Source organism: Nesterenkonia natronophila (assembly GCF_003595215.1).
Classification (GTDB): domain Bacteria; phylum Actinomycetota; class Actinomycetes; order Actinomycetales; family Micrococcaceae; genus Nesterenkonia; species Nesterenkonia natronophila.
In genome coordinates, this window is sequence record NZ_QYZP01000001.1 from 291,637 (window position 1) to 312,499 (window position 20,863).

Below are 20,863 nucleotides of genomic sequence, written 5' to 3' on the forward strand. Positions count from 1 at the left end.
GGCGCGGATCCTTGGGAACTTGAGGTTACTGACAAGTCACACACCGACGCAAGATGGGTTCCATCCAGTGCCGTAGGAGTCTGCCAGGCAAGTCCTTGGTCAGAGCGGGGTGGTGTAGGCTCCCGAGATGCCTCCGTCGACGAGAAAAGTGGAGGCGGTCATGAAGGAGGAGTCGTCGCTGGCCAGGAACGCCACGGCGGCGGCCAGCTCCTCCGGTTCGGCGAATCGCCCAAGCGGCACGTGCACCAGGCGACGGGCCGCTTGTTCCGGGTCCTTGGCGAACAGTTCCTTCAGCAGGGGAGTGTTCACCGGCCCGGGGCACAAGGCGTTGACCCGGATGCCCTGACGGGCAAACTCCACCCCCAGTTCACGACTCATGGCCAGCACTCCGCCCTTGGAGGCACTGTAGGAGATCTGTGATGTGGCAGCCCCCATGACCGCTACAAAGGAGGCGGTGTTGATAATGGAACCTTTACCCTGTTTCTGCATGTAGGGGAGCGCGTATTTGCAGCAGTGGTAAACAGAGGTCAGATTGACCTCCTGGACCTTGCGCCACGCATCGATTCCGGTCTCGAGTATGGAGGCGTCGTCGGCGGGGGAGATGCCGGCATTGTTGAAGGCGATGTCTACGCTGCCAAATGTCTTGTGGGTTTCAGCGTAGAGATTCTCGACCTCCTCGGCGTTGCTGACGTCGGTCCTGACGAACAATCCCCCCAGTTCGGAAGCTGCTGCCTGGCCAGTGACTTGGTCGATGTCGGCGATGACCACGTGGGCTCCTTCGGCGGCCATCCGGCGAGCCGTGGCCAGCCCAATTCCACTGGCGCCCCCGGTGATGACGGCGCTGCGGTCGATCAGACGGGAAGCGTTCACGTCCATGGAGTCTCCTATGTCTTTGGGGGTGGGGATCATACTTTTTCAGCCGATCTGCGGCTTGGATCGGGCTCAGGTGTTGGAGATGAAGACGTTCTTGGTCTCTGTGAACGCCTCGGCCGCATCGGGGCCCAGTTCCCGGCCGAACCCTGACTGCTTGAAGCCACCGAAAGGCGTCCAGTAGCGCACCGAGGCGTGAGTGTTCACCGATAAGTTGCCCGCCTCGACCCCGCGCGAGACGCGAAGGGCGCGTCCGACGTCGCGGGTCCAAAGGGACCCAGATAATCCGTAGTCGGTGTTGTTGGCCAGTCGCACCGCGTCGGCTTCGTCCTCGAAAGGCAGCACAGCGATCACGGGACCGAAGATCTCCTCCTGAAATGCCCGTGAGTCCGCGGTGGGAGTGATCACCGTCGGCGGAAACCAGTACCCCGGACCTGCCGGGGCTGAGCCCTGAAAGGCGATGGGGACGTCGTCGGTGAGGTAAGAGGCCACAGAGTCGCGGTGGGAGGAAGAGACCAGCGGGCCCATCTGGGTTTCCTCCTGGTGTGGGTCCCCACAGGTGAAGTCCCGCACCGCTGGTTCGAGCAGCTCCAAGAAGCGGTCAAGTACAGAGCGCTGCACCAGGACCCTGGAACGAGCGCAACAGTCTTGGCCGGCGTTGTCCAAGGCTCCGCCGGGAGTGGCGGCGGCGGCTTCTTCAAGGTCGGCGTCTGCGAATACGATGTTGGAGTTCTTCCCGCCCAGCTCCAGGGTCAGGCGCTTGACCTGGTCCGCACATCCGGCCATTATGCGCTTGCCCACCGCGGTGGAGCCAGTGAAGACTACCTTCCGCACGGCCGGGTGGGTGATGAAACGCTCCCCTACCACCGAGCCCTTGCCGGGAAGCACGGTGAGTACGCCTTCAGGCAGCCCGGCCTCCCGTGCTAGTTCGCCCAGGCGGATGGCGGTCAGCGGCGTAATCTCCGCCGGCTTCAGCACCACGGTATTTCCGGCGGCCAAGGCTGGAGCGAAGCCCCAGGCAGCGATGGGCATCGGGAAGTTCCAAGGAACGATCAAGCCGATGACTCCCAGGGGTTCGTGGAAGGTGACGTTGACCCCTCCGGGGGCTGGAATCTGGCGGCCCGAGAGCCGTTCCGGGGCTCCTGAGTAGAAGGTCAGCACGTCGCGGACATTTCCTGCCTCCCACCTCGCGTTACTGATGGTGTGCCCTGCATTCTGCACTTCCAGGGATGCGAGGTTTTCCAAGTCGGCGTCAACGAGGTCGGCGAAGCGGCGCAGCAGACGTGCCCGGTCGGCTGGATCTACGGTGCGCCAGGACTCAAACGCCCGTTGGGCGCGGGTGATGGCGGCGTCCGTCTGTTGCAGGTCTGCCAGTTCGATGGTGTCAATGATTTCTTCGCTGGCGGGATTGATGATGTGAGTGATGGTCATGGGAGCGCGTCCTTTCGGTCGTGGGCGAACTGCCGGGCGACGTCGATGAACCCTTCGAAGAGGCGTGAATCCCTGCGGTTCTCCTCGGGGTGGAACTGGACCCCCAGAGTCCAGCTTTCGGTGGTGGTCTCAACGGCCTCGATCGTGCCGTCCGCGGCCCGCGCGGTCACGACGAGCCCCTCCGCCAGCTCGTCGAGTGCCTGGTGGTGATAACACGGGGATTCTGCAGTCTCGCCCAGCAGTTGTGCGCAGCGGCTGCCCGGTTCGGTGGTGAACCGAACTTTCCCAAACTGGCCGGGCTTGGGCTGGTACTGATGTGCGTGTGGGTTGATGTCGGGCAGGTGCTGGACCAGGGTCCCACCGAGGGCCACGTTAAGGATCTGGGCTCCCCGACAGATGGCGAAAAGCGGCAGACCCAGATCCAAAGCTGCTCTGGTGAGCGCGATATCGTGCTCATCCCGAGAAGGCTGTGAGACGGTCCGCTCGTGCCGTTCGGCGCCGTAGAACTGCGGATCGACGTCAACTCCGCCGACCACAATCAGCCCATCTACCAGTCCGAGCACTGTGGTGTCCGTACCGACCGGCGGTAACAACACCGGGGTCCCACCAGCTGCGGCAACACCCTCCACGTAGGCCCCGGGCACGATCGCGGCTACGGAGTTCCACACGCCCCAAGATCCCTCCTGATAATAGGTGGTCAGGGCAATACGGGGCCGGTAGCCGGGTGTTGACTCGGTCGTCTCAGAGGCGCTCGAAACCACGGCGCAGCTCCCAGTCGGTGACGGCGGCCTCGAAGGCCTCCAGCTCCACATCGGCGTAGTGGAGGTAGTGCTCGACCACGTCTGAACCGAACAGCTCGCGGGCCAGCTGCGAGCTCGCCAGAAGGTCACGGGCCTCCCGCATGGTAGCGGGTACGATCTGTGCCCCAGACTCGTAGGCGTTGCCCTCCATCATGGGTTCCAGCTCCAGCTCGTGCTCTATGCCGTAGAGGCCTGAAGCCAACATTGCCGATAGGGCTAGGTAGGGGTTTACATCGCCACCGGGGAGACGGTTCTCCATCCGGGCCGAGTGCCCCGTCCCCACCAGTCGCACGGCGCAGGAGCGATTGTCGATGCCCCATGCCACGGCAGTCGGGGCGAAGCTGCCCTTGGTGAATCGTTTGTAGGAGTTGATGGTCGGGGCGTAAAAAATGGATAGTTCCCGCATGCCGTTCAGCACCCCGGCGATGAACCGGTCGTAGGTGACGCTGCGCTTCCCGCGCTCCTGATCCCAGAAGCTCAGCTCACCGTTGAGACCGCGCAAGGACATGTGGATGTGACATGAGCTGCCCTCGCGCTGGTTGGGTTTCGCCATGAAGGTGATGGACTTACCCTGCTGGTGAGCGATCTGCTTGGACGCCAGCTTGTAGACCACATGGTTGTCTGCGGTCACCAGGCCCTCGTCAAAGCGAAAAGCGATCTCGTGCTGACCAAGGTTGCATTCACCCTTCGCGCTCTCCACTGTCATGCCAGCGTCATACATTGAGTTACGGATTTCTCTTATGAGCGGCTCGACGCGCTGGGAGCCGAGAATGTTGTAGTCCACGTTGTACTTGTTGGCTGGTTCCAAGTTCTGGTAGTTGGCATCCCAGGCCGACTCATAGCTGGTGTTGTAGACGCAGAACTCCAGCTCGGTGCCAGTGAGCATCTGGTAGCCCATTTCCCGGGCGTGGTCTAACTGGCGACGGAGCATGGCTCGCGGGGACATCGGAATCAGCTCCCCGTCGTGGCCGGTGAGGTCGCATTGGATCATGACCTGCCCGGGGTTGTGGGGCATCAGCCGGATGGTGTTCAGATCCATGGCGAAGCTCATGTCTCCGTAACCGGAATCCCAGCTGCTAATGGCGTAACCTCCCGGTGTGTTCATTTCGGTGTCCACCGCCAAGAGGTAGTTGCAGCCTTCCGCGCCCTCATCGAGCATGGAGTCGAGGAAGAACTGACCGTGGCAGAGCTTGCCCTGGAGTCGGCCCTGCATATCGGTGAAGGCAAGCACCACGGTATCGATCTCGTCTGCGGTGATCTTTTTCCGCAACTGTTCGACAGTGAGCATGCGGTCGTTGCGGGGATGTTTGGATGATGTGGTCACGTGATCTGATCCTTGGATTGGCTGTCCACCTCTTAAGGTAGGAATCGACGAGAACAACTCCAAAGGACTAGTTTCAGTCCATGTCGCTAAATGGAAGTGTCGCACCTCACTATAGGCTCGTCAAGAGGTGACAACATGGCAGCGTCCCAGTTTCTGGACACGTAGCCCGTGGTGCACTGGGAGAGTCGACGGAGGATCAGGATGACGACGGAGAACTTTGGGCACCCCTACGCGGTCCTGCGCCCAGTGCGTTTGGGCAACGCGTTCGAGGAGACGATTGAGCGCCTGCTTCAAGCGATCACGGTCGGCCTATTTCCCCCGGGTCAGAAGCTGCCATCCGAGCGCGACCTTGCCGGGCACCTGGGGGTCTCGCGAGCCACCCTGCGCGAGGCCCTGAGTGAACTTCAGAAGGCAGGTTATCTGGAGGTTCGCCGTGGGCGCTATGGCGGAACATACCTCCTTCAAAACGCGGGGGTGGCGTCCGACGGGGCGGCACACATCGATCCGGAAGAGCGTTGGGATGTTCTGGTCTTCCGTGGTGTGATTGAGCCGGCTGCCGCTGAGTTGGCCGCCGAGGCTGACTTGCCGGCATCTGCCCGTCAGCACCTGCAAACCTGTCTTACAGATCTTCTGGAAGCGGATCACGCTACCTACCGCACCCGGGACGCCAGATTTCACATTGCCGTCGCTGAGCTGACGAGCTGCCCTTCGCTCATCACCGCCGTCACTGAGAATCGCGCCCGAGTCAGCGCGCTGCTTGACGAGATTCCGCTGCTGACGGCCAACCTCGAGCACTCCAACCAGCAACACTTGGCGATCACAGAGGCGATACTGCGCGGCGACGCGGCTGGCGCAAGGGCTCTGATGATCGACCACCTCGAGGGGACAGCCGCCCTGCTCCGCGGGTTCCTTCACTAGCAACAATGGAGCTGGGATCATCTTCAAAGGTTCACCTAAAGACCTTTGAATACGGTCTTAGGGTGGACTCTTGCGCTGCGGTCAGTCTTCCGGTCACTTTGGTGTAGCCGATGAGGCCCTCGCATTCTTTTGCTTGCCGATATATCGTTAAGTGTGATCGGACTCAGTATGGGCCCGGCGCTTGAGGAGGTTGTCATGAGTGATTCAACTAGGGGAGAGCCACGCGGCAGGGGTCTCTTCGGGGACTGTCGACCACCCGTGGGAGGCCCCCCGGGAGACATCTGGGACGCTCTGGACCAATTGCGTGGTGCCTTCAAGAACAAGACGACTCCGCGAGCCAGCCGTGGTGATGTCCGGGCCGCAGTTCTTTCCCTCCTGACCGAACGGTCTATGCACGGATACCAGATCATCCACGAGATCGACCAGCGCAGCGGAGGATCATGGAAGCCCAGCCCGGGCTCGGTATATCCCACTCTTCAGCTTCTCGCCGACGAAGGTCTCATCCGCGCAGAGGCAGAGGGCGGACGCAAGACATATTCGCTGACCGAAGAAGGACGTGAAGCCGCAGCCGCAGCCGATCAGTGGCCAGCACAGTGGCACGGCTCGGATCACCGCGGACATTCTGTGCGGTCCCTGTCTAAGGCTGGGATGGAATTGGCTCAGGCTGCGGCACAGGTCGGTCGCTCCGGCTCTCCTGAACAGATCCACCAGGCGGAGCAGGAGATAGACCAAGTAAGACGCAAGCTGTACTCCATTCTTGCTCAGGACTGAACGGCGTGCCCGCAACATATGAGCAGTGGGGTTGCGGCCTCCAGGATGTCGAGTGAGGTCTCCGGCCAAGCCGCTGCGTACCCGGTACCGTCGAATTCTGCGATTCGCCGCGCTTCACCTGATCCAGGTGTGGTGGTTTGAACTTCTCTTGCCACGCATAGGATTGTCCTGGGTCGCGGCTCAGGGACGGTCACAACGAATGCGTCGGTTCGCGCAGCGCTTTCATGCCCTCGCCGTTGATCTTGGTGGGCTGATGATCAAGGTCGGCCAGTACCTCTCCTCACGTTTAGACGTCTTGCCTCCAGAGATCACCAAAGAGTTGGAAGGGTTGCAGGACGAGGTAAGTCCTGTGGCGTTTCCGGCCATCAAGGAGGTCGCGGAAAATGAACTCGGAGTGCGCCTTGAGCACGTGTACCCACACGTTGATCCGACCCCAGTGGCGGCTGCCTCACTAGGTCAAGCACACCGTGCCACACCCACGGCCGAGGATGCCGCGTTGGCGGGGTTCAACGTCGCGGTGGTAAAGATTCAACGCCCCGGAATTGAGGAAGTAGTCGATGTTGACCTGGCCGCGCTCCGGCGGGTGAGCCGCTGGTTGTCGCGGATCCGTCTGGTGAGGGCCCGGGTGGACGCGCCTGCCCTGGTTGAGGAGTTCGCCGCGACCAGCCTGGAGGAAATCGACTACCTCCAAGAGGCGTCCAACGCTGAACGGTTCGCCGCGAACTTCACCGACGATCCGCGCGTCTTCATCCCGGAGGTGATGTGGGAACGCACAACTCGAAGGGTCCTCACGCTGCAGGACGTCACCGCGATCAAGGTCAATGATGTCGAGAAGCTCAAAGCTGAGGGGATCAATCCATCCGAAGTCGCCACAGAATTCGCGAACGTGATGTTCGATCAGCTGTTCGTCCACGGGTTTTTCCACGCAGACCCGCATCCTGGAAACCTCTTCGTCACGCCATCTTCCCCGCATGAGGAGATCACCACAGAGACCGGCCAGTCTCTGCCCTGGCACTTGACCTTCATTGACTTCGGCATGATGGGGGAAATCTCAGATACTCTGCGCAACGGACTTCGACGGGTGTTTATCGCCGCAGCGTCTCGTGATGGCAAGAGCTTGGTTGAGGGCATCCAAGAGGTGGGGGTGTTGCTCCCCTCGGCTGACACTGCCGAGCTGGAACGAGCGATGACACAGCTCTTTGCCCGATTCGGGGGGATGGGCTTCGCAGAGCTGAAAGAAGTCGACCCCCGCGAATTTCGAGACTTCGCTGACGAATTCGGCGAACTGGTGCGATCCCTGCCATTCCAGCTGCCAGAGAACTTTCTGCTGATCCTAAGAACGGTTTCTCTTACGTCTGGCGTCTGCAGCACCCTGGATCCTCGATTCAACATTTGGGACGCTATCGAACCCTACGCGCAGAAACTCATCCGCGATCAAACCGGGCCCGCGGTTCAGGACGCTGCCCAGCGAGCAGCTGCCCTCGTCACTACCGCGCTTCGGCTTCCTGGTCGGCTCACGGAAGTGGCCGACGGAATCGAAGCCGGTCGCATCTCAGTGCGCACCCCAGACCTTGATCGGCGGATTGGAGGCCTAGAACGCATCGGTCGGCGGCTCATTTCGGCGGTTCTGTTCACTGGCCTGCTGATCACGGGCACACTGCTGGTCCCCGACCATAATGTTGTCGGCTACACCCTGATTGCCGTTTCCCTGGTCCCGCTGCTGCACTCGATCCTCCCGTCGCGGAGAGTCAGAACCTAGCGAGGGTCCTTGCAGAAGAGCTTCCTGAACGATCCTCTCAGAACGGCCCACTCAAGAGGGGAGGGCGGTATCTGAGTCTCGCTCCGGCAGCACGCCACCGTACCAGTGCGCAATCAAGGCATGCGATATGGAAGATCGCGGCGGCAGTGCGATAGCACCACTTAGGATCTCGTGGCGGAGTCTTTCGCGCGTGAACCAGCGGACGTCGCGGATCTCTTCCTGGTCGGCGGTGGCGCAGACATCACCGGTGTGTGCCAGGAAGCCCAGCATGAGGGAGCGTGGAAATGGCCACGCTTGAGAGCTGATGTACTCCACGCGGTCGACGACGACGCCGGCTTCCTCCTTCACCTCACGGACTATGGCGTTCTCCAATGACTCCCCAGCTTCCACGAAGCCGGCGAATGTGGAGTAGCGGCGCCAGTCCCACCGCATTGCCGAACCCAGCAGCAGGCAGTCATCCGCACCAATCACTGCGGTGATCACGGCCGGGTCGGTGCGGGGGAAGTGCACGGTCTCACAACGTATGCATGCTCGCGCCCACCCGGAGCTGCGTGCTTCAGTAACACCACCGCAAGCTGAACAGAACGCCGAGGAGGTGTGCCAGGCGATGAGGGCCGTGGCGTGAGTGAGCAACTCAGCTTCTACGGCTGGCAGCAGGCTGCCTATGCTGCGCAGGCTCTCCCAGATGGCCGTCCGTGGGGGAAGAACGCACTCATTATCTGCTGGGGAGCTGCTCCGTGGCACTGCCACGACGTGACCGGGCCCAGTGCCTTTGGGGTGACGTTCCAAGTCCTCAGCGCCGACTTCGCCAAGATAGACCGCCGTGTCCGGCAGGTCCCCTTGGGGTGCTGTCAGTAGCAGGCGCGGTGCAGTGGTGGGATGAGTATTCGTTGTAGGGTTGCTCGTCTCGCCAATAGGAGCTTTGCCGCGACTAATGCAGAGCACGCGCGTGTTTGGCTGCTGCCATATGCGAGTCAGCCAGTCGCTGTCTTGGCGCTCCTGGTCGTGTCGATGGAGTCGAGGAGCGGACAGTGGGCGGACTCGGGATCGAGAATCAGGCGACACCGCCACACGGTATCGTGCCCAGCTGAACGAACCAATGCTGCAAAGCGGGACGGGGCTCCACGAGAGGGAAGTCCAGTGGCCGAATGCATAGTCCCCTTTGTTGTTTCTTCGCCTATCCAGGTTGCTTAGACGGGATAGCGAAGCAAGGCTGCGACCTGCGTGGTTGTTGGCATATCTTCTGCGCGGACGGCGAGAACCCGAGCACCAGTGGCCATGGCGCGGCGTACGATCTCGTCACCGACACCGTAGGTGTTAGTGCCTTCTGCGCCGAATGTAATGGTCCCGGTGGACTCTTCCAGAGTCCCGGGCTCATGGGCATCGATATCAGCCAACAAGACGTCGATGGCCCCGAATGTTGCCGCTCGGGCGACCTGTTGCAGGTCTAGGGCCACATGGTCGCGAGGATAGTCGTCGGTGATGTGTCGGCGAATCTTACCGAGGTCTTCCCTGTATCCCTGATCGAGAATTTCTCGAGCTGCCTCAGCAAGTTCGGCATCCGAATGTGCTTCATGGTTACCGTGGATGACCCCTTGGGCCAAGTTTGGCAGGGAACTGACGGAGCGGAAAATGCTGGCTAGGGGTTCGGCTGCGGCGAGGATCACCGGGGTGTCCCCGCTTGAAGCCAGCGGACGAAGTGCACGGTCCACCACCCGGGAAAACTGTTGAAGCCGGACCTTGTGACGCTCACTTGCTGTTCCCCGGTTGAGTTGCGAGCGTTCCTCGCTGACGCCAGGGACAGCCTCATCGATGGTTCGAGGCAAGCCCGGGATGCGGGTGTCTGCAGGTGAAGAGTCTGGGAAGATTTCCACGAGGCGCACTGCGTTGGGTGACAGGCCTAAGACAAATCCCGCGTGAGGAAAAGTCACTGCACGCACTAACGGCTTGAGGTGGAACCTGTCTGAGACCTCGAGATGGCTGCCAAGTTTGTTCGGGAGACGGTACGTCCGAATCTGCCCGGGGGTGATGAAGACAGCGAGACTATTGGATAAGTAGCTCCAAAACCGCTGGTCACTGACTAGGCCTTGAGCGGAGTCCCTGATGGATTGGCTGGCTTCACGACTGAGCCCGTCCTGCTCCGCCTTCGACAAGGCCTCCCAAACGGCGCTCTTGAACTCCAGCCGAGAAATCTCGGTCTCAGTTGAGATAGGCGAAGTGGGCACATAGATCGAAAGAGAGGGGCTCTCACGGTGCAAAGCTAGCTGCTTGATTTCCTCCACACTGGGAACGTCGGTGTGCATCGCCATTAGGTTTCCCCCACTACTTCTCTAGAACTGTGGATTTCTCACGCCGAATAAACATGAACGGACCCTCTCCCTCGCCAGAACTCCGCTGAGGAGTCGAGTCGAACGAGGTCTCGGAGAACTGAGCGCTGTGCAGCGTGTTTGTCGTGGTGTTAGTCGTGGGACACCCAAAGCCAACAAGGAGACTATGCCGCTCGGCTGAGTTGGACGGAATGCGGCTAGGAGTAGCATAAACGGCTTTGTTCATCTCAGCCCTCCTGCAAGGTGACCGGGGTTCGAGTGATCCCCTCCATCATTCTTGATCATATCAACCGCCTTGCGGAACGGAACCAGTTCCGCTTGAGCTGGGCTGATCCCCGGAGAAGGCCCGTGGGGAGGCGCTCCAAGACTCCGGAGGGAGAACGGTTCTTCCCCCCGGGTCAGGCTCAGAACAGAATGAGGAGGCCTGGGATTCGTTACGAGTCTCACGAAGGAGAGTGAGTAACGAATCCCAGGCCTGCTCAGTAATCCTGCCGAGAGGTTACCAGTAGTGGCGCCTCCCTCCGACAGCGCGGCCGAGAGAGCCCAATATCCAGAGAATTGCACCAACCACAACCAATATGATCCCAATGCTCCAGAGGATCGGGATGTCGATGATGGCTCCCAGAATGAGCAGAATGATGCCTAGAGTAATCACGCGGTAGTTCCTTTCTGTGGGGGCTCGGAATTCACCCCGCACCCATTGAGGCTACCCGGTCCCGATAGTCCTTGGGCTCCGTGGGAACATTTGGCGGTGTCGAGCTGGCTTGGCGCGGGTATTCAGCATGTGATGCGGGTCTCACAAGGAGACATCAGGCGAAACTGCCAATTCCGAAACCTTTACAGCACACATCGGTCCATAGTAGGACTAATACTGTAATGCTGGCATAACTTCTACCCGCAGGGGCGGCCATGTCGGATCGAGCCGAAGGTTCACTTGGTCATCCAGAGGGTCGCGGCACCGATTCGGAGGAAGTTGTCGCGGAAGTGCGCGCCGATGCAACCGTGGACAAACAGGCGTTAGTGCAATTGATCCAGGCGAGCCACCTCGTGACAGAGGACCTGGACCTAGATCATGTCCTCCGGCAACTGCTCACAGCCTCTCGCGCACTAGTCGAGGCACACTTTGCAGCGCTCGGGGTCCTCGATGATGATGGCGAGATAGGGCGTTTCATCCACGTAGGAATGTCACCGGAGCTCGTCGGGCGCATAGGAGACCCTCCGAAAGGAGAGGGGCTTCTCGGCGCAGTCCTCAGTGGGGAGACCCTCCGGCTGCAGAACCTCAGTGATGATCCCCGCTCCGTTGGCGCACCGCTGGACCACCCCGCAATGGAGGCGTTCCTCGGGGTGCCCATTACGATTCAGGGAAGCACTTACGGCGCCCTCTACCTCACCAATCCCTCCACGGAAGCCTTCACCACCGAAGACGAGGTTCTGATCGAAGCCCTTGCCGGGACCGCGGCGACAGCGATCACCAATGCCTGCCTTTTCGAGAGGACCCGCCGGGCCCAGAGGCTCCATGCCACGCTGAGCGAAGCCACCGCCAAGTTGCTCGCTGTCGAAGACGGTGAAGTATTTGGCGTTCTGGCGGAGAGTTTGGTTTCTCTTCTAGACGCACAATTGGTCTTGGTGGCGGTCTCTGAGTCTGTGGGCAAGGAACTCTATGTCGATACTGCCCGCGGGGATAGAGCTGCTCAAATCCAGGGTTCCTCAGTCCCGTGGATGAACTGTGTTCTATCACGTGCTATGGAGGGTGAACCTGGAATCACCCCCGTGCGAGGTGATGAACCCGCCCCTTTCACCGATGATCTTCCAAACTCCTCGATGATTGCAGTGCCGCTCACGATCTCCGGGGAACGGGTAGCCGCACTGTGCGCCAATCGGGCCGCGGATGAGACTCCCTTCACCAAAGACGACCTCGAGCAGCTCGGCGATTTCGCCGCTCAAGCCAGTCTCGCGGTTGCCCTGGCCTGGGCCAGGGCTGACCGATTGCGTATGGAGATGGTGGAAGAACGAGCCCGCATTGCCAGGGATCTCCACGACCACGTCATCCAGAAACTCTTCGCCACCGGTCTAGAACTCCAAGCCCTGGCTTCAACGGATCCGGCGCTCACCGACGCCCTCGGATCCCACGTGACGCGGATCGACTCGGCAATCTCAGACATTCGCACCGCGATCTTCGCCTTGCAGACTGAAGCATCGGCCGACGAAATCAGGCACCGTGTTCTTGAGGTCGTCACTGAGATTTCCCCCACCCTCCCCAGCATTCCGCGCGTGACGTTCACCGGTCCTATCGGCCTCATACTGGAAGGCGAACTCGCCGATGATGCCGTCGCAGTGATGCGTGAGTTACTGAGCAATGTCGCACGCCACGCCCACGCCGAGACCGTGTCAGTGGAGTTCGCCGCATCCGACACTCAAGTCATCATCACCGTCGACGACGACGGCATGGGGCCGCCCTCCGAATTGGCCAGACGCAGCGGTACCCGCAATCTAGACGCACGGGCTCAAGCCCACGGCGGTGAGTTCACATTGTCTCCGCGCAGCAACGGAGGCACCCGAGCCCAATGGCAAGTGCCGATCACTCCTGGAAAGATGTCATGATCCGAGTTTTCCTTGTGGATGATCACGAGATAGTGCGCCGCGGCATCGCCCAACTCATCAACGCCGAACCAGGCCTAAGGGTCGTCGGCGAATCCGACACCGTTCGGAGAACCCTCGCTCGCGTCGCGGCCACCCGCCCAGACGTGGCCGTATTGGATGTACAGCTGCCAGATGGAAGCGGTATCGAGCTGTGCCGCCGCATCCGATCATCGCACCCAGAGATTGCGTGTTTGATGTTCACTGCTTACGACGACGATGAGGCAACCATCGCGGCTGTGGTCGCTGGTGCATCTGGGTATGTCATCAAGAGTATCCGTGGCCGGCGCCTGATCGAGTCGATCCAACGGGTCGCTCGTGGAGAGAACCTGATCTCTCGCGATCTCGCCCGTCGGGTGCACTCCACCCTGAACGCGCAATCAACCCCTCCACACGCTCAGCTTCGCCCACAACCACGGCCACAGGGGTCGGACGGATCAGAGGGAAGCCAGAACGTGGAGCTGACTCTTCGCGAAGCCCAAATCCTGAAGCTCATCACCGAGGGACTAACCAACCGTCAAATCGGTGAACAGCTGAAACTCAAAGAGAAGACAGTGAAGAATTACATCTCTGGGCTGCTATCAAAACTCGGGATGACCAGCCGCACCCAGGTTGCCGTCTACGGTGCGACCAAGAACAACAACGCTTCTAAGTGACTTCGTCTTAATAAGATCCCCTGATTGCCGGACCATCACGGGTCCCCTTCCCAACTACAGCCGGGCGTCTGACCACTTGGCGCGATGTTTCTCAGGTGCGGAGGGTCTGGCTAGGAGCAGCAGCAAACCGATCCAGCCAAGGACAGGGATTGCAACGAGAAAGAATGTGGGCCCGGGGAGACCGACGTCATGAAGACGCCGCCACGTCACGGCGATAAGCGGCATGATTGTCACGACACCGATGATCACGTGCAGGCCTACCAGCCCGAAAGCGAACACTGCGCCGGCGCCTTCAATCCCAATATTGAGCAGTATGGGGTCGGCGCCCAATGGAATGCTTGTATGACTGACCAGATCATCGGCGAATGTCGTGCCGATAACAATAAGACCCGTTGCAGCGATGGCCAAATGAAGCGTCAATATAAGAACGAACGGCCACCAGAACTCTGCACGAGTGGCGAACCCTTTGAACTTGGCGAAGTCTTCAAGGAAGAGGGTCAGTGTCCTGTCAGGACCGTAAGGCAGGGCAGCGTGGGGCAGGGCAGCGTGGGCGTGATATGTCATGCAGTGTCATCGGTTCTCTGTGAGCTATTGGACGTGTTTGAAGTGCGAAGCGGTGGTAGAGGTCCGCTACCTTTGTGCCGATCAGGCGGGAGCTAGGGCTTGGCGACTCATTGCTTGTTGGTAGTGTTTGCTTCCACAGCCTGCATTCTTGTGCGGAGTACCCGGAGAATATCCTCCTCGGGTACATCACATCGGGGAACTTCCATCCCCAAGAAGCTGTCGAATCGCACCAGTGTTTCTGTCATGCCAAGTCCTAGTTTCTTGTGACGTTGAACCGGCCTAAGGCTCGGGGTGGCCGGAGGGTGTTGTGAACCCACATTCAACTCTCCGTCTTGGGGCGCAAACTCACTAGGGCCATAGGTCCCATGACCTGGGCGAGCCGTACAAACCCCGACCTCGGGATCAGTCTGAGTCCCTCGGTCATGGGATTTCCTTGAGCATCCCCGGCGAACTGAAACCGCGAACTTGATGGTCACCCAGGAAGGACCCCCAGAGAGGCAGGGCTTCGGCGAGTTAGTGGTTGATGGCGTCTGCGGCTCACTCACTTCGGCTGCCTTCCAGGTATGGTGGGACGATTGTCTTGATTAGCGCCCTCCAGTCGTTCCCCAATGAGGAGCACATTCCACAGAGAGAGCACCTTTGACCGACGCAGCTGGTTCTTCACGTTCGCCCCGTCCTGTGCGAAACCGCAACCCACGCCCTGGGCCCTACCTCGGCAAGAAGTTCGATCGTCGTAGTGCGCTTGGATTGCTTGGTGTCGGTGCTGTAGCTTCAGTGGTCGTTGCCTGCTCGGAGCCGACCACCGGTAAGACCTCGGGCCCTGTTGCTGCTAAGACCCCTTCGCCCTCGGCCAGCCCATCACCGTCTGGGAACCCGTCGCCTTCTGGTGTTCATGGCGATGGAGAGTCAGGCAGTGACTCGCTTCCTTCGCGAGACCAGATAGTTGAGGAGTATGAGGGTGTTTCTCCTGGCGCGTTCGGTTTGGAGGTCTCCGGGGTCAAGCTCTCTCTGCCACAGGGCAGTGAGGCGGTGGCTCTGACCCTGGATGCCTGCGGTGGCCCCCAGGGATCTGCTGTCGATGAGGCCCTGCTGGAGACTTTGCGTGATTTGGCGGTCCCGGTGACGCTGTTCATCAATCAACGGTGGGCACAAGCCAACCCCACCACCATGGAGGGCCTTGTTGCCGAGCCACTTTTCGAGATTCAAAACCATGGCACCGACCATCTGCCACTATCGGTGAACGGCCGCTCCGCATATGGGCTGCAAGGCACAACCTCGGTGGCAGGCGTCTATGACGAGATCATGGGCAACCAAGAGTTTCTCTCCGCAGAGTACGGTGTCACGTGCCGATACTTTCGCTCTGGGACAGCCCACCTAGATGAGGCCTCTGCCCAAATCTGCCACGACCTTGGAATCACACCCGTGAACTTCACCATCAACCTGGACAAAGGGGCCACTCTCCCCGCCCAGACCGTGGGAGCCCAGGTTGCGAGCCTCTCTTCAGCGGATATTGCACTGGGCCACGTCAATGACCCCGCCTCCGGCACCGGACCTGGCCTCGCACAAGCCCTACCTCAACTGCTTGCCGATGACGTCCGATTCATTACCTTAGAAGAGGCGCACTGACGAAGATCTGTGTGTGCCACATCGGCGCCCCTGGACACATCCGCCCCTGACCATTCATAACGTCAACGGCACAACCTGGACGTACCGTACGAACCGTCCGGTGAAATCTTCGATGACGGGGGCCTACGCTGGACTCGTTGGGATGCGTCGAGATAACTCTTTGAGTGGAATTGCTACTCGCCCAACGCTGCAGAGACGGTGCCGGCGGCTCTCACCAGTGCCTCGCCGCAGGCGGAGCGCCTTTGCTCGCTGAGTCGGTATGTGGGCACTAGTGTGCTCATGGCAGCGACCACTCTGCCCCCCGCGCTGATGGGGGCGCTGATGGCCGTGACATCTTCCTCGATCGTGTTCTCCAAGGCCACATAACCAGATTCGGGGGTTTCAGAGCGCAGCACCTTTCCCGCAGCGGAGCCTTCCAACGGAACTGTTCTACCGACCCAGTTGGTGTGGCGCACTGAAAATGTGCCTTCCTCGATGCTGATATAGAGCGCTGTCTCGTCAGCGCCAGGCACTGACAGATACACCGACTCGCCAGTTGCCGCCACCACCTCTTGCATGGGTTCACGACTCAGCGGCACCAGCATCTCCCGCGAAAACGCTTTAGCCCCCAGCTGGATGAGACGGGGTCCCGGCTGATAGTTGTTGTCGTCACCCCGGGATAGAAATTCCGCTGTCTCCAGGGTTCGCATCAGGCGCAGGGCGGTGCTGGGAGGAAGGTCAGCTTCGCGGGCCACCTCAGCCAGAGTCGTACTGCCGCGGTCACATACCGACGCCAGCAGGGTAAGCGCCCGCTGAACGGTCCGCGTAGAGGGTTCAGTCATTCTGGAATCCGTTGTGAGGCTCGACCATCAACACAGTCCGCACCGCCTCGTCGATTAGTCGGGCGGCCGTCCTGGCGGTGCGCCCCTGCTCGTCGAAGGGGGGGTTAAGCTCGACAACGTCGACCAAACGGAGTTTCCTCGTAGCCGCCGCTGCCCGTACTGCAGCGAGCACGAGTGCGGTGTCGACCCCGAGGGCGGCCGGGGCCGAAACTCCGGGGGCTACTGCTGCCGGCAGCAGGTCTAGATCGATGGTCAGGTAGAGCACATCCAGGTTGGCGGCGAAGTCGGCTATAAACCGGGCAATTCCACCCGCCCCGGCTCCAGCGCATTCAACATCTGTCATCCATCGAACGCCCAGCCTACGGGCTTGGGCGAAGAGTGCGCCTGTGTTGGCCGGTTCAGCGATGCCCACGACCGCATAGCGCAGATCCGGAAACCCGGCCGCCTGTTCGGCCTGGGCGATCTGTAGGAAGGGGGTGCCGGAGGTGGGCCGTGACTCCTGCCGAAGGTCGAAGTGCGCATCGAGATTCAGCACTCCCCACTGTGGCCTGCGACCATCCTCAGCGCGCATGTGGGCCGAATTCATCAATCCCTGGTACGAAGCCCAGGCGGTCTCATGCCCTCCACCGAGTACCACAGCGAGTTCAGCGCCTGGAGCGTCCAGCGCCCCAGTGATGGCCTGCGCCGCCGCGGCCTGCCCAGCCTCCAAATCCTCACCCTCGGTGACGACGTCTCCGTAGTCGGTGAGGCGCACCTGGCCGTCCGCCATTTGACCGTGCAGCGCGAATGGCGCGAGGGCTCGGCGCAGGGCGGTGGGCCCATCGGCGGCGCCCACGCGGCCATTGTTCCGTCGAATACCCTCATCGGTTCTGAAACCGAGCAGACTGACTTGCTGGGCAGCGTAGGAGTCGTTGTCAGTCTGGTGAGGATCCTTGACCCGCACTGCTTCATGCCAACGGGTGTGGTGGGGTCCCTCTCCGTCCTGGCGACCTGTCCAAAGTGCCGAAACAGGCTCCGTGTCCATCGGTTCAGCTCCTGGTCGTGGGTGTTGTGCGGCCCCGATTCTCGGGGCGTCGCTCTGAATGTATCACCCCAGAGGGGTTGCATATGTGACAGATCACAGTTTTACTGGATGAAACTCACACACCAACTAATGAAACATTCATGGTGAGTGATGACAAGTGCCGCCACCCATCGAATAGGACCTCGAGATGACGCAGAACTTCACCCAGCACGACCCCGGTCGCAGGATCCAAGCTGCCCGCGGCACCGAACTGACCGCCAAGTCCTGGCAAACTGAGGCGCCCCTGCGCATGCTGATGAACAATCTCGATCCGGAGGTCGCTGAACGGCCCGAGGACCTGGTCGTCTACGGGGGGACCGGGCGGGCAGCGCGGAGCTGGGAGGCATATGACGCGATTGTGGAGACCCTGGAGGGTCTTGATGACGATGAGACTCTGCTGGTCCAGTCCGGCAAGCCGGTCGGGGTAGTGCGCACCAACCGCTGGGCGCCCCGCGTGCTGCTGGCCAACTCCAATCTGGTCGGCGACTGGGCCAACTGGCAGGAATTTCGACGCCTGGAGGCGGAAGGTCTGATGATGTACGGACAGATGACCGCCGGCTCTTGGATCTACATCGCCACTCAGGGGATCCTGCAGGGCACATTTGAGACCTTCGCCGCCGTCGCCCAGAAACGCTTCGGTGGGACTCTTGCCGGCACACTCACCCTGACCGGAGGTTGCGGGGGCATGGGCGGGGCCCAGCCGTTGGCGGTCACGCTCAACGGAGGTTCGGTGCTCATTGTCGATGTTTCCGAGGATCGGCTGCGCCGCCGCCAGAGAAAACGCTACTGCGACGACGTCGACACTGACTTGGACTCCGCCCTTGAGAAGCTGATGTCGGCCAAGCGGCAGAAGCAGCCCCTCTCAGTGGGCTACGTCGGCAACGCCGCCGAAGTCTTCGAGGAGCTGCTGCGCCGCCACCATGCCGGTGATATTGAGGTCGACATTGTCACGGATCAGACCTCAGCCCACGATCCTCTCGCCTACCTGCCGGTGGAGTACACCATTGACGAATGGGAGTCTGAGGCGGCAGCCGATCCCCAAGGATTCACCAAGAAGGCCCAGGAGTCGATGGCCCGTCAAGTGCAAGCGATGGTGGAGTTCCAGGACGCCGGAGCTGAGGTGTTCGACTATGGCAACTCCATCCGCGATGAGGCTCGAACTGCAGGTTACTCCAGAGCCTTCGAGTTCCCCGGATTCGTTCCGGCCTATATCCGTCCGCTGTTCTGTGAGGGCCTTGGGCCTTTCCGATGGGTCGCCCTCTCTGGTGACCCTGAGGATATCCGCGTCACCGATCAGGCCATCAAGGACCTCTTCCCGGAGAACACCCATCTGCACACCTGGATCGACGCCGCCCGAGAGCACGTGGAATTCGAGGGACTCCCCGCTCGAATCTGTTGGTTGGGCTACGGCGAGCGTCACCAGGCTGGGCTGCTGTTGAACCAACTGGTCGCCGAAGGCAAGGTCAAAGCCCCAATCGTAATCGGCCGCGACCACTTGGACTCCGGTTCAGTGGCCTCCCCCTACCGGGAGACCGAAGCAATGCTGGACGGTTCTGATGCCATCGCGGACTGGCCTCTGCTCAACGCGCTCACTGCCGCCAGCTCTGGAGCTACCTGGGTCTCGATCCACCACGGCGGCGGGGTGGGCATCGGGCGTTCCATCCACGCCGGACAAGTAGGTGTGGCTGATGGTACCGATCTGGCGGCAGCAAAGTTGGAGGCGCTGCTGACCAATGACCCGGCGATGGGAATCTTCCGCCATGTCGACGCCGGCTATGAGAAGGCCCAAGAGGTCGCCGTGAACCGCGGCGTACAAGTACCCATGAACCCCAAGGGTTGAGTTCCGCAACTCTGACAACATTCTTTGCCAGGAGAAGTGTATGAGCAGAAGCGCCAGCAGCCCAGACCAAGCCGAGCAGCCTCACACTAACCGCGATCCTGAAGAGACCGGCTACGCGCAGCAGAATCGGCCGAGACCCCGAGGCACCTGGAGATTCTTCCTCTACTCCGGAATTGGGATCTTCATGTTCTTTGTGCCGATCCGCATCGGTGACGACACCACGATCCCGCTGGATCACTTGGTCAACTGGATCCGGGACCTTCTCGGCGACGCCGCGCCCTGGGTGGTGTTAGTCATCATTGCTGGTGGTGCTGTCTATCCCTTTGCCACCGGCCGCTGGCGACGCAACACCACATACCTGATCTTCGCGGTGCTGAACGTGGTGGGCCTAGCGGCTGCGGTGATGCTCGTGTTCGGCTTCGGACCAGCATTTCTCTTCAATCCCGACCTTGGACCGTTCCTGTACGACTCGTTAGTGATACAGGTTGGGCTGATTGTGCCCATCGGAGCAATCTTCCTGGCCCTACTGGTCGGTTATGGGCTCATGGAGTGGATCGGCGTAATGGTCCAACCGTTGATGCGTCCACTGTTCAAAACTCCCGGCCGCTCCGCTGTGGACGCCGTGGCCTCATTCGTAGGCAGCTACGCACTGGGCCTGCTGATCACCAACCGCCTGTATCGAAACGGCGGCTACACCGGACGCGAGGCCGCAATCATCGCCACTGGCTTCTCCACTGTCTCGGCCACATTCATGGTGATCGTGGCGCGCACCTTGGAGATCATGCACCTGTGGCTCTGGTACTTCGCGCTCACCCTTGTGGTCACCTACGCAGTTACAGCTATCATCACCCGGCTGCCTCCACTGACCAGGATCACGGATGAGTGCTTCCCCGGCACAACCCACCGGCCGGAACAGTCGCCGCGGGGCGGTCGGTTCCAGGCCGCCTGGCGCGCGGCTGGTGAGACCCTCCAAGGCGCCCCCAGCCTGCCACGGAACCTCTATACCACTGTGCGCGACGGTCTGATCATGGTCATGCAGATCTTGCCGTCGATCATGTCCGTGGGACTGATCGCTCTCTCGGTGGCCATGTTCACTCCGATCTTTGAGTGGATCGGATACCTGTTCTATCCCTTCACCTGGCTTCTGCAGATCCCGGAGCCGCAGCTTGCTGCCACTGCCTCAGCGCTAGGTGTGGCTGAGATGTTCCTGCCGGCGACCCTAGTGGCTGGGGCGGAGTCTGAGGTACTGCGCCTGGTCATCGCTGTTATCTGCGTCTCTGCAGTCATCTTCTTCTCCGCTGTCGTTCCATCCATTCTGGCCACTGACATCCCGCTGAAGGTATGGCAGCTTGTCGTCATTTGGGCTCAGCGGGTGATCCTGTCACTGATCATTGTTGCCCCGCTAGCACACCTGATTGTCTGGATTACCTGAGCGGCCAATGACCGTCGTCTACTG

18 protein-coding genes are annotated in these 20,863 nt (G+C 60.7%); 8 read left to right on the forward strand and 10 right to left on the reverse strand.

The features are described 5' to 3' along the window. Positions 1–99 precede the first annotated feature (99 nt). From D3250_RS01410 to D3250_RS01425, 4 genes are all read right to left on the reverse strand, one after another. Positions 100–876: a 3-oxoacyl-ACP reductase gene (locus D3250_RS01410; RefSeq protein ID WP_119901576.1), complete on the reverse strand. Its 777-nt coding sequence runs from the start codon at positions 874–876 to the stop codon at positions 100–102. 66 nt (positions 877–942) lie between these two features. After that, complete coding sequence (locus D3250_RS01415) at positions 943–2,301, reverse strand: aldehyde dehydrogenase family protein (RefSeq protein WP_119901577.1); 1,359 nt, start codon at positions 2,299–2,301, stop codon at positions 943–945. Beyond that, positions 2,298–3,062 (reverse strand): gamma-glutamyl-gamma-aminobutyrate hydrolase family protein, encoded by a 765-nt coding sequence (locus D3250_RS01420; RefSeq protein WP_225973076.1) that lies wholly within the window; start codon positions 3,060–3,062, stop codon positions 2,298–2,300. The genes D3250_RS01415 and D3250_RS01420 overlap by 4 nt, the downstream gene beginning before the upstream one ends. Further along, a complete protein-coding gene (locus D3250_RS01425) occupies positions 3,043–4,389 on the reverse strand; it encodes a glutamine synthetase family protein (protein WP_119902229.1) in 1,347 nt (448 codons plus the stop codon). The genes D3250_RS01420 and D3250_RS01425 overlap by 20 nt, the downstream gene beginning before the upstream one ends. Positions 4,390–4,626: 237 nt before the next feature. Between D3250_RS01425 and D3250_RS01430 the strand changes: the two genes are divergently transcribed. The 3 genes from D3250_RS01430 (at position 4,627) to D3250_RS01440 (ending at position 7,873) form a co-directional block, all read left to right on the forward strand. Further along, on the forward strand, positions 4,627–5,343 hold the full coding sequence (locus tag D3250_RS01430; RefSeq protein WP_119901579.1) for a FadR/GntR family transcriptional regulator: 717 nt from the start codon (positions 4,627–4,629) through the stop codon (positions 5,341–5,343). A gap of 195 nt (positions 5,344–5,538) precedes the next feature. Next, the gene (locus D3250_RS01435) at positions 5,539–6,114 is read left to right on the forward strand and encodes a helix-turn-helix transcriptional regulator (protein WP_119901580.1); all 576 of its coding nucleotides are present in this window, start codon (positions 5,539–5,541) and stop codon (positions 6,112–6,114) included. A gap of 52 nt (positions 6,115–6,166) precedes the next feature. Continuing rightward, positions 6,167–7,873 (forward strand): ABC1 kinase family protein, encoded by a 1,707-nt coding sequence (locus D3250_RS01440; protein WP_225973077.1) that lies wholly within the window; start codon positions 6,167–6,169, stop codon positions 7,871–7,873. A gap of 51 nt (positions 7,874–7,924) precedes the next feature. Here the strand turns inward: D3250_RS01440 and nudC are convergent, their stop codons facing one another. The 3 genes from nudC to D3250_RS11840 form a co-directional block, all read right to left on the reverse strand. Further along, on the reverse strand, positions 7,925–8,938 hold the full coding sequence (nudC, locus tag D3250_RS01445) for an NAD(+) diphosphatase (protein ID WP_158583033.1): 1,014 nt from the start codon (positions 8,936–8,938) through the stop codon (positions 7,925–7,927). Positions 8,939–9,063: 125 nt separating this feature from the next. Beyond that, on the reverse strand, positions 9,064–10,176 hold the full coding sequence (locus D3250_RS01450) for a baeRF11 domain-containing protein (protein ID WP_119902230.1): 1,113 nt from the start codon (positions 10,174–10,176) through the stop codon (positions 9,064–9,066). Between the two features lie 523 nt (positions 10,177–10,699). Then, entirely contained in the window at positions 10,700–10,855 is a 156-nt protein-coding gene (locus D3250_RS11840; protein WP_192892541.1) for a DUF6131 family protein, read from the reverse strand. Positions 10,856–11,109: 254 nt separating this feature from the next. Between D3250_RS11840 and D3250_RS01455 the strand changes: the two genes are divergently transcribed. Together D3250_RS01455 and D3250_RS01460 are read left to right on the forward strand one after the other, a co-directional pair. Continuing rightward, positions 11,110–12,801 carry a sensor histidine kinase gene (locus D3250_RS01455; RefSeq protein WP_119901583.1) on the forward strand — a complete coding sequence of 564 codons (1,692 nt, stop codon included), beginning with the start codon at positions 11,110–11,112 and terminating at the stop codon, positions 12,799–12,801. Then, on the forward strand, positions 12,798–13,493 hold the full coding sequence (locus tag D3250_RS01460; protein ID WP_119901584.1) for a response regulator: 696 nt from the start codon (positions 12,798–12,800) through the stop codon (positions 13,491–13,493). Before D3250_RS01455 ends, D3250_RS01460 begins: the two co-directional genes overlap by 4 nt. A gap of 54 nt (positions 13,494–13,547) precedes the next feature. Here D3250_RS01460 and D3250_RS01465 read toward each other — a convergent pair whose 3' ends face one another. After that, positions 13,548–14,057, reverse strand: a complete 510-nt coding sequence (locus tag D3250_RS01465; protein ID WP_119901585.1) for a DUF805 domain-containing protein — start codon at positions 14,055–14,057, stop codon at positions 13,548–13,550. A 639-nt stretch (positions 14,058–14,696) separates the two neighbouring features. Between D3250_RS01465 and D3250_RS01470 the strand changes: the two genes are divergently transcribed. Next, positions 14,697–15,683, forward strand: a complete 987-nt coding sequence (locus D3250_RS01470; RefSeq protein WP_225973078.1) for a polysaccharide deacetylase family protein — start codon at positions 14,697–14,699, stop codon at positions 15,681–15,683. Between the two features lie 173 nt (positions 15,684–15,856). On the opposite strand, the gene D3250_RS01475 is transcribed toward D3250_RS01470, so the two are convergent. Together D3250_RS01475 and hutG are read right to left on the reverse strand one after the other, a co-directional pair. After that, positions 15,857–16,504, reverse strand: a complete 648-nt coding sequence (locus D3250_RS01475; RefSeq protein ID WP_119901587.1) for an IclR family transcriptional regulator — start codon at positions 16,502–16,504, stop codon at positions 15,857–15,859. Beyond that, positions 16,497–17,528 (reverse strand): formimidoylglutamase, encoded by a 1,032-nt coding sequence (hutG, locus tag D3250_RS01480; RefSeq protein WP_119901588.1) that lies wholly within the window; start codon positions 17,526–17,528, stop codon positions 16,497–16,499. The genes D3250_RS01475 and hutG overlap by 8 nt, the downstream gene beginning before the upstream one ends. A gap of 187 nt (positions 17,529–17,715) precedes the next feature. Between hutG and hutU the strand changes: the two genes are divergently transcribed. Continuing rightward, complete coding sequence (hutU, locus tag D3250_RS01485) at positions 17,716–19,407, forward strand: urocanate hydratase (RefSeq protein ID WP_119901589.1); 1,692 nt, start codon at positions 17,716–17,718, stop codon at positions 19,405–19,407. A 40-nt stretch (positions 19,408–19,447) separates the two neighbouring features. Then, a complete protein-coding gene (locus tag D3250_RS01490; RefSeq protein WP_119901590.1) occupies positions 19,448–20,839 on the forward strand; it encodes a YjiH family protein in 1,392 nt (463 codons plus the stop codon). The last annotated feature ends 24 nt before the right edge of the window (positions 20,840–20,863 follow it).

Coding starts and splice junctions, on each gene's coding strand:
- hutU (WP_119901589.1), top strand. CDS start 17,716: ATGACGCAGAACTTCACCCAGCACGACCCCGGTCGCAGGATCCAAGCT.
- D3250_RS01435 (WP_119901580.1), top strand. CDS start 5,539: ATGAGTGATTCAACTAGGGGAGAGCCACGCGGCAGGGGTCTCTTCGGG.
- D3250_RS01430 (WP_119901579.1), top strand. CDS start 4,627: ATGACGACGGAGAACTTTGGGCACCCCTACGCGGTCCTGCGCCCAGTG.
- D3250_RS01465 (WP_119901585.1), bottom strand. CDS start 14,057: ATGACATATCACGCCCACGCTGCCCTGCCCCACGCTGCCCTGCCTTAC.
- D3250_RS01410 (WP_119901576.1), bottom strand. CDS start 876: ATGGACGTGAACGCTTCCCGTCTGATCGACCGCAGCGCCGTCATCACC.
- D3250_RS01455 (WP_119901583.1), top strand. CDS start 11,110: ATGTCGGATCGAGCCGAAGGTTCACTTGGTCATCCAGAGGGTCGCGGC.
- D3250_RS01475 (WP_119901587.1), bottom strand. CDS start 16,504: ATGACTGAACCCTCTACGCGGACCGTTCAGCGGGCGCTTACCCTGCTG.
- hutG (WP_119901588.1), bottom strand. CDS start 17,528: ATGGACACGGAGCCTGTTTCGGCACTTTGGACAGGTCGCCAGGACGGA.
- D3250_RS01460 (WP_119901584.1), top strand. CDS start 12,798: ATGATCCGAGTTTTCCTTGTGGATGATCACGAGATAGTGCGCCGCGGC.
- D3250_RS01450 (WP_119902230.1), bottom strand. CDS start 10,176: ATGCACACCGACGTTCCCAGTGTGGAGGAAATCAAGCAGCTAGCTTTG.
- D3250_RS01415 (WP_119901577.1), bottom strand. CDS start 2,301: ATGACCATCACTCACATCATCAATCCCGCCAGCGAAGAAATCATTGAC.
- D3250_RS01490 (WP_119901590.1), top strand. CDS start 19,448: ATGAGCAGAAGCGCCAGCAGCCCAGACCAAGCCGAGCAGCCTCACACT.
- D3250_RS01425 (WP_119902229.1), bottom strand. CDS start 4,389: ATGCTCACTGTCGAACAGTTGCGGAAAAAGATCACCGCAGACGAGATC.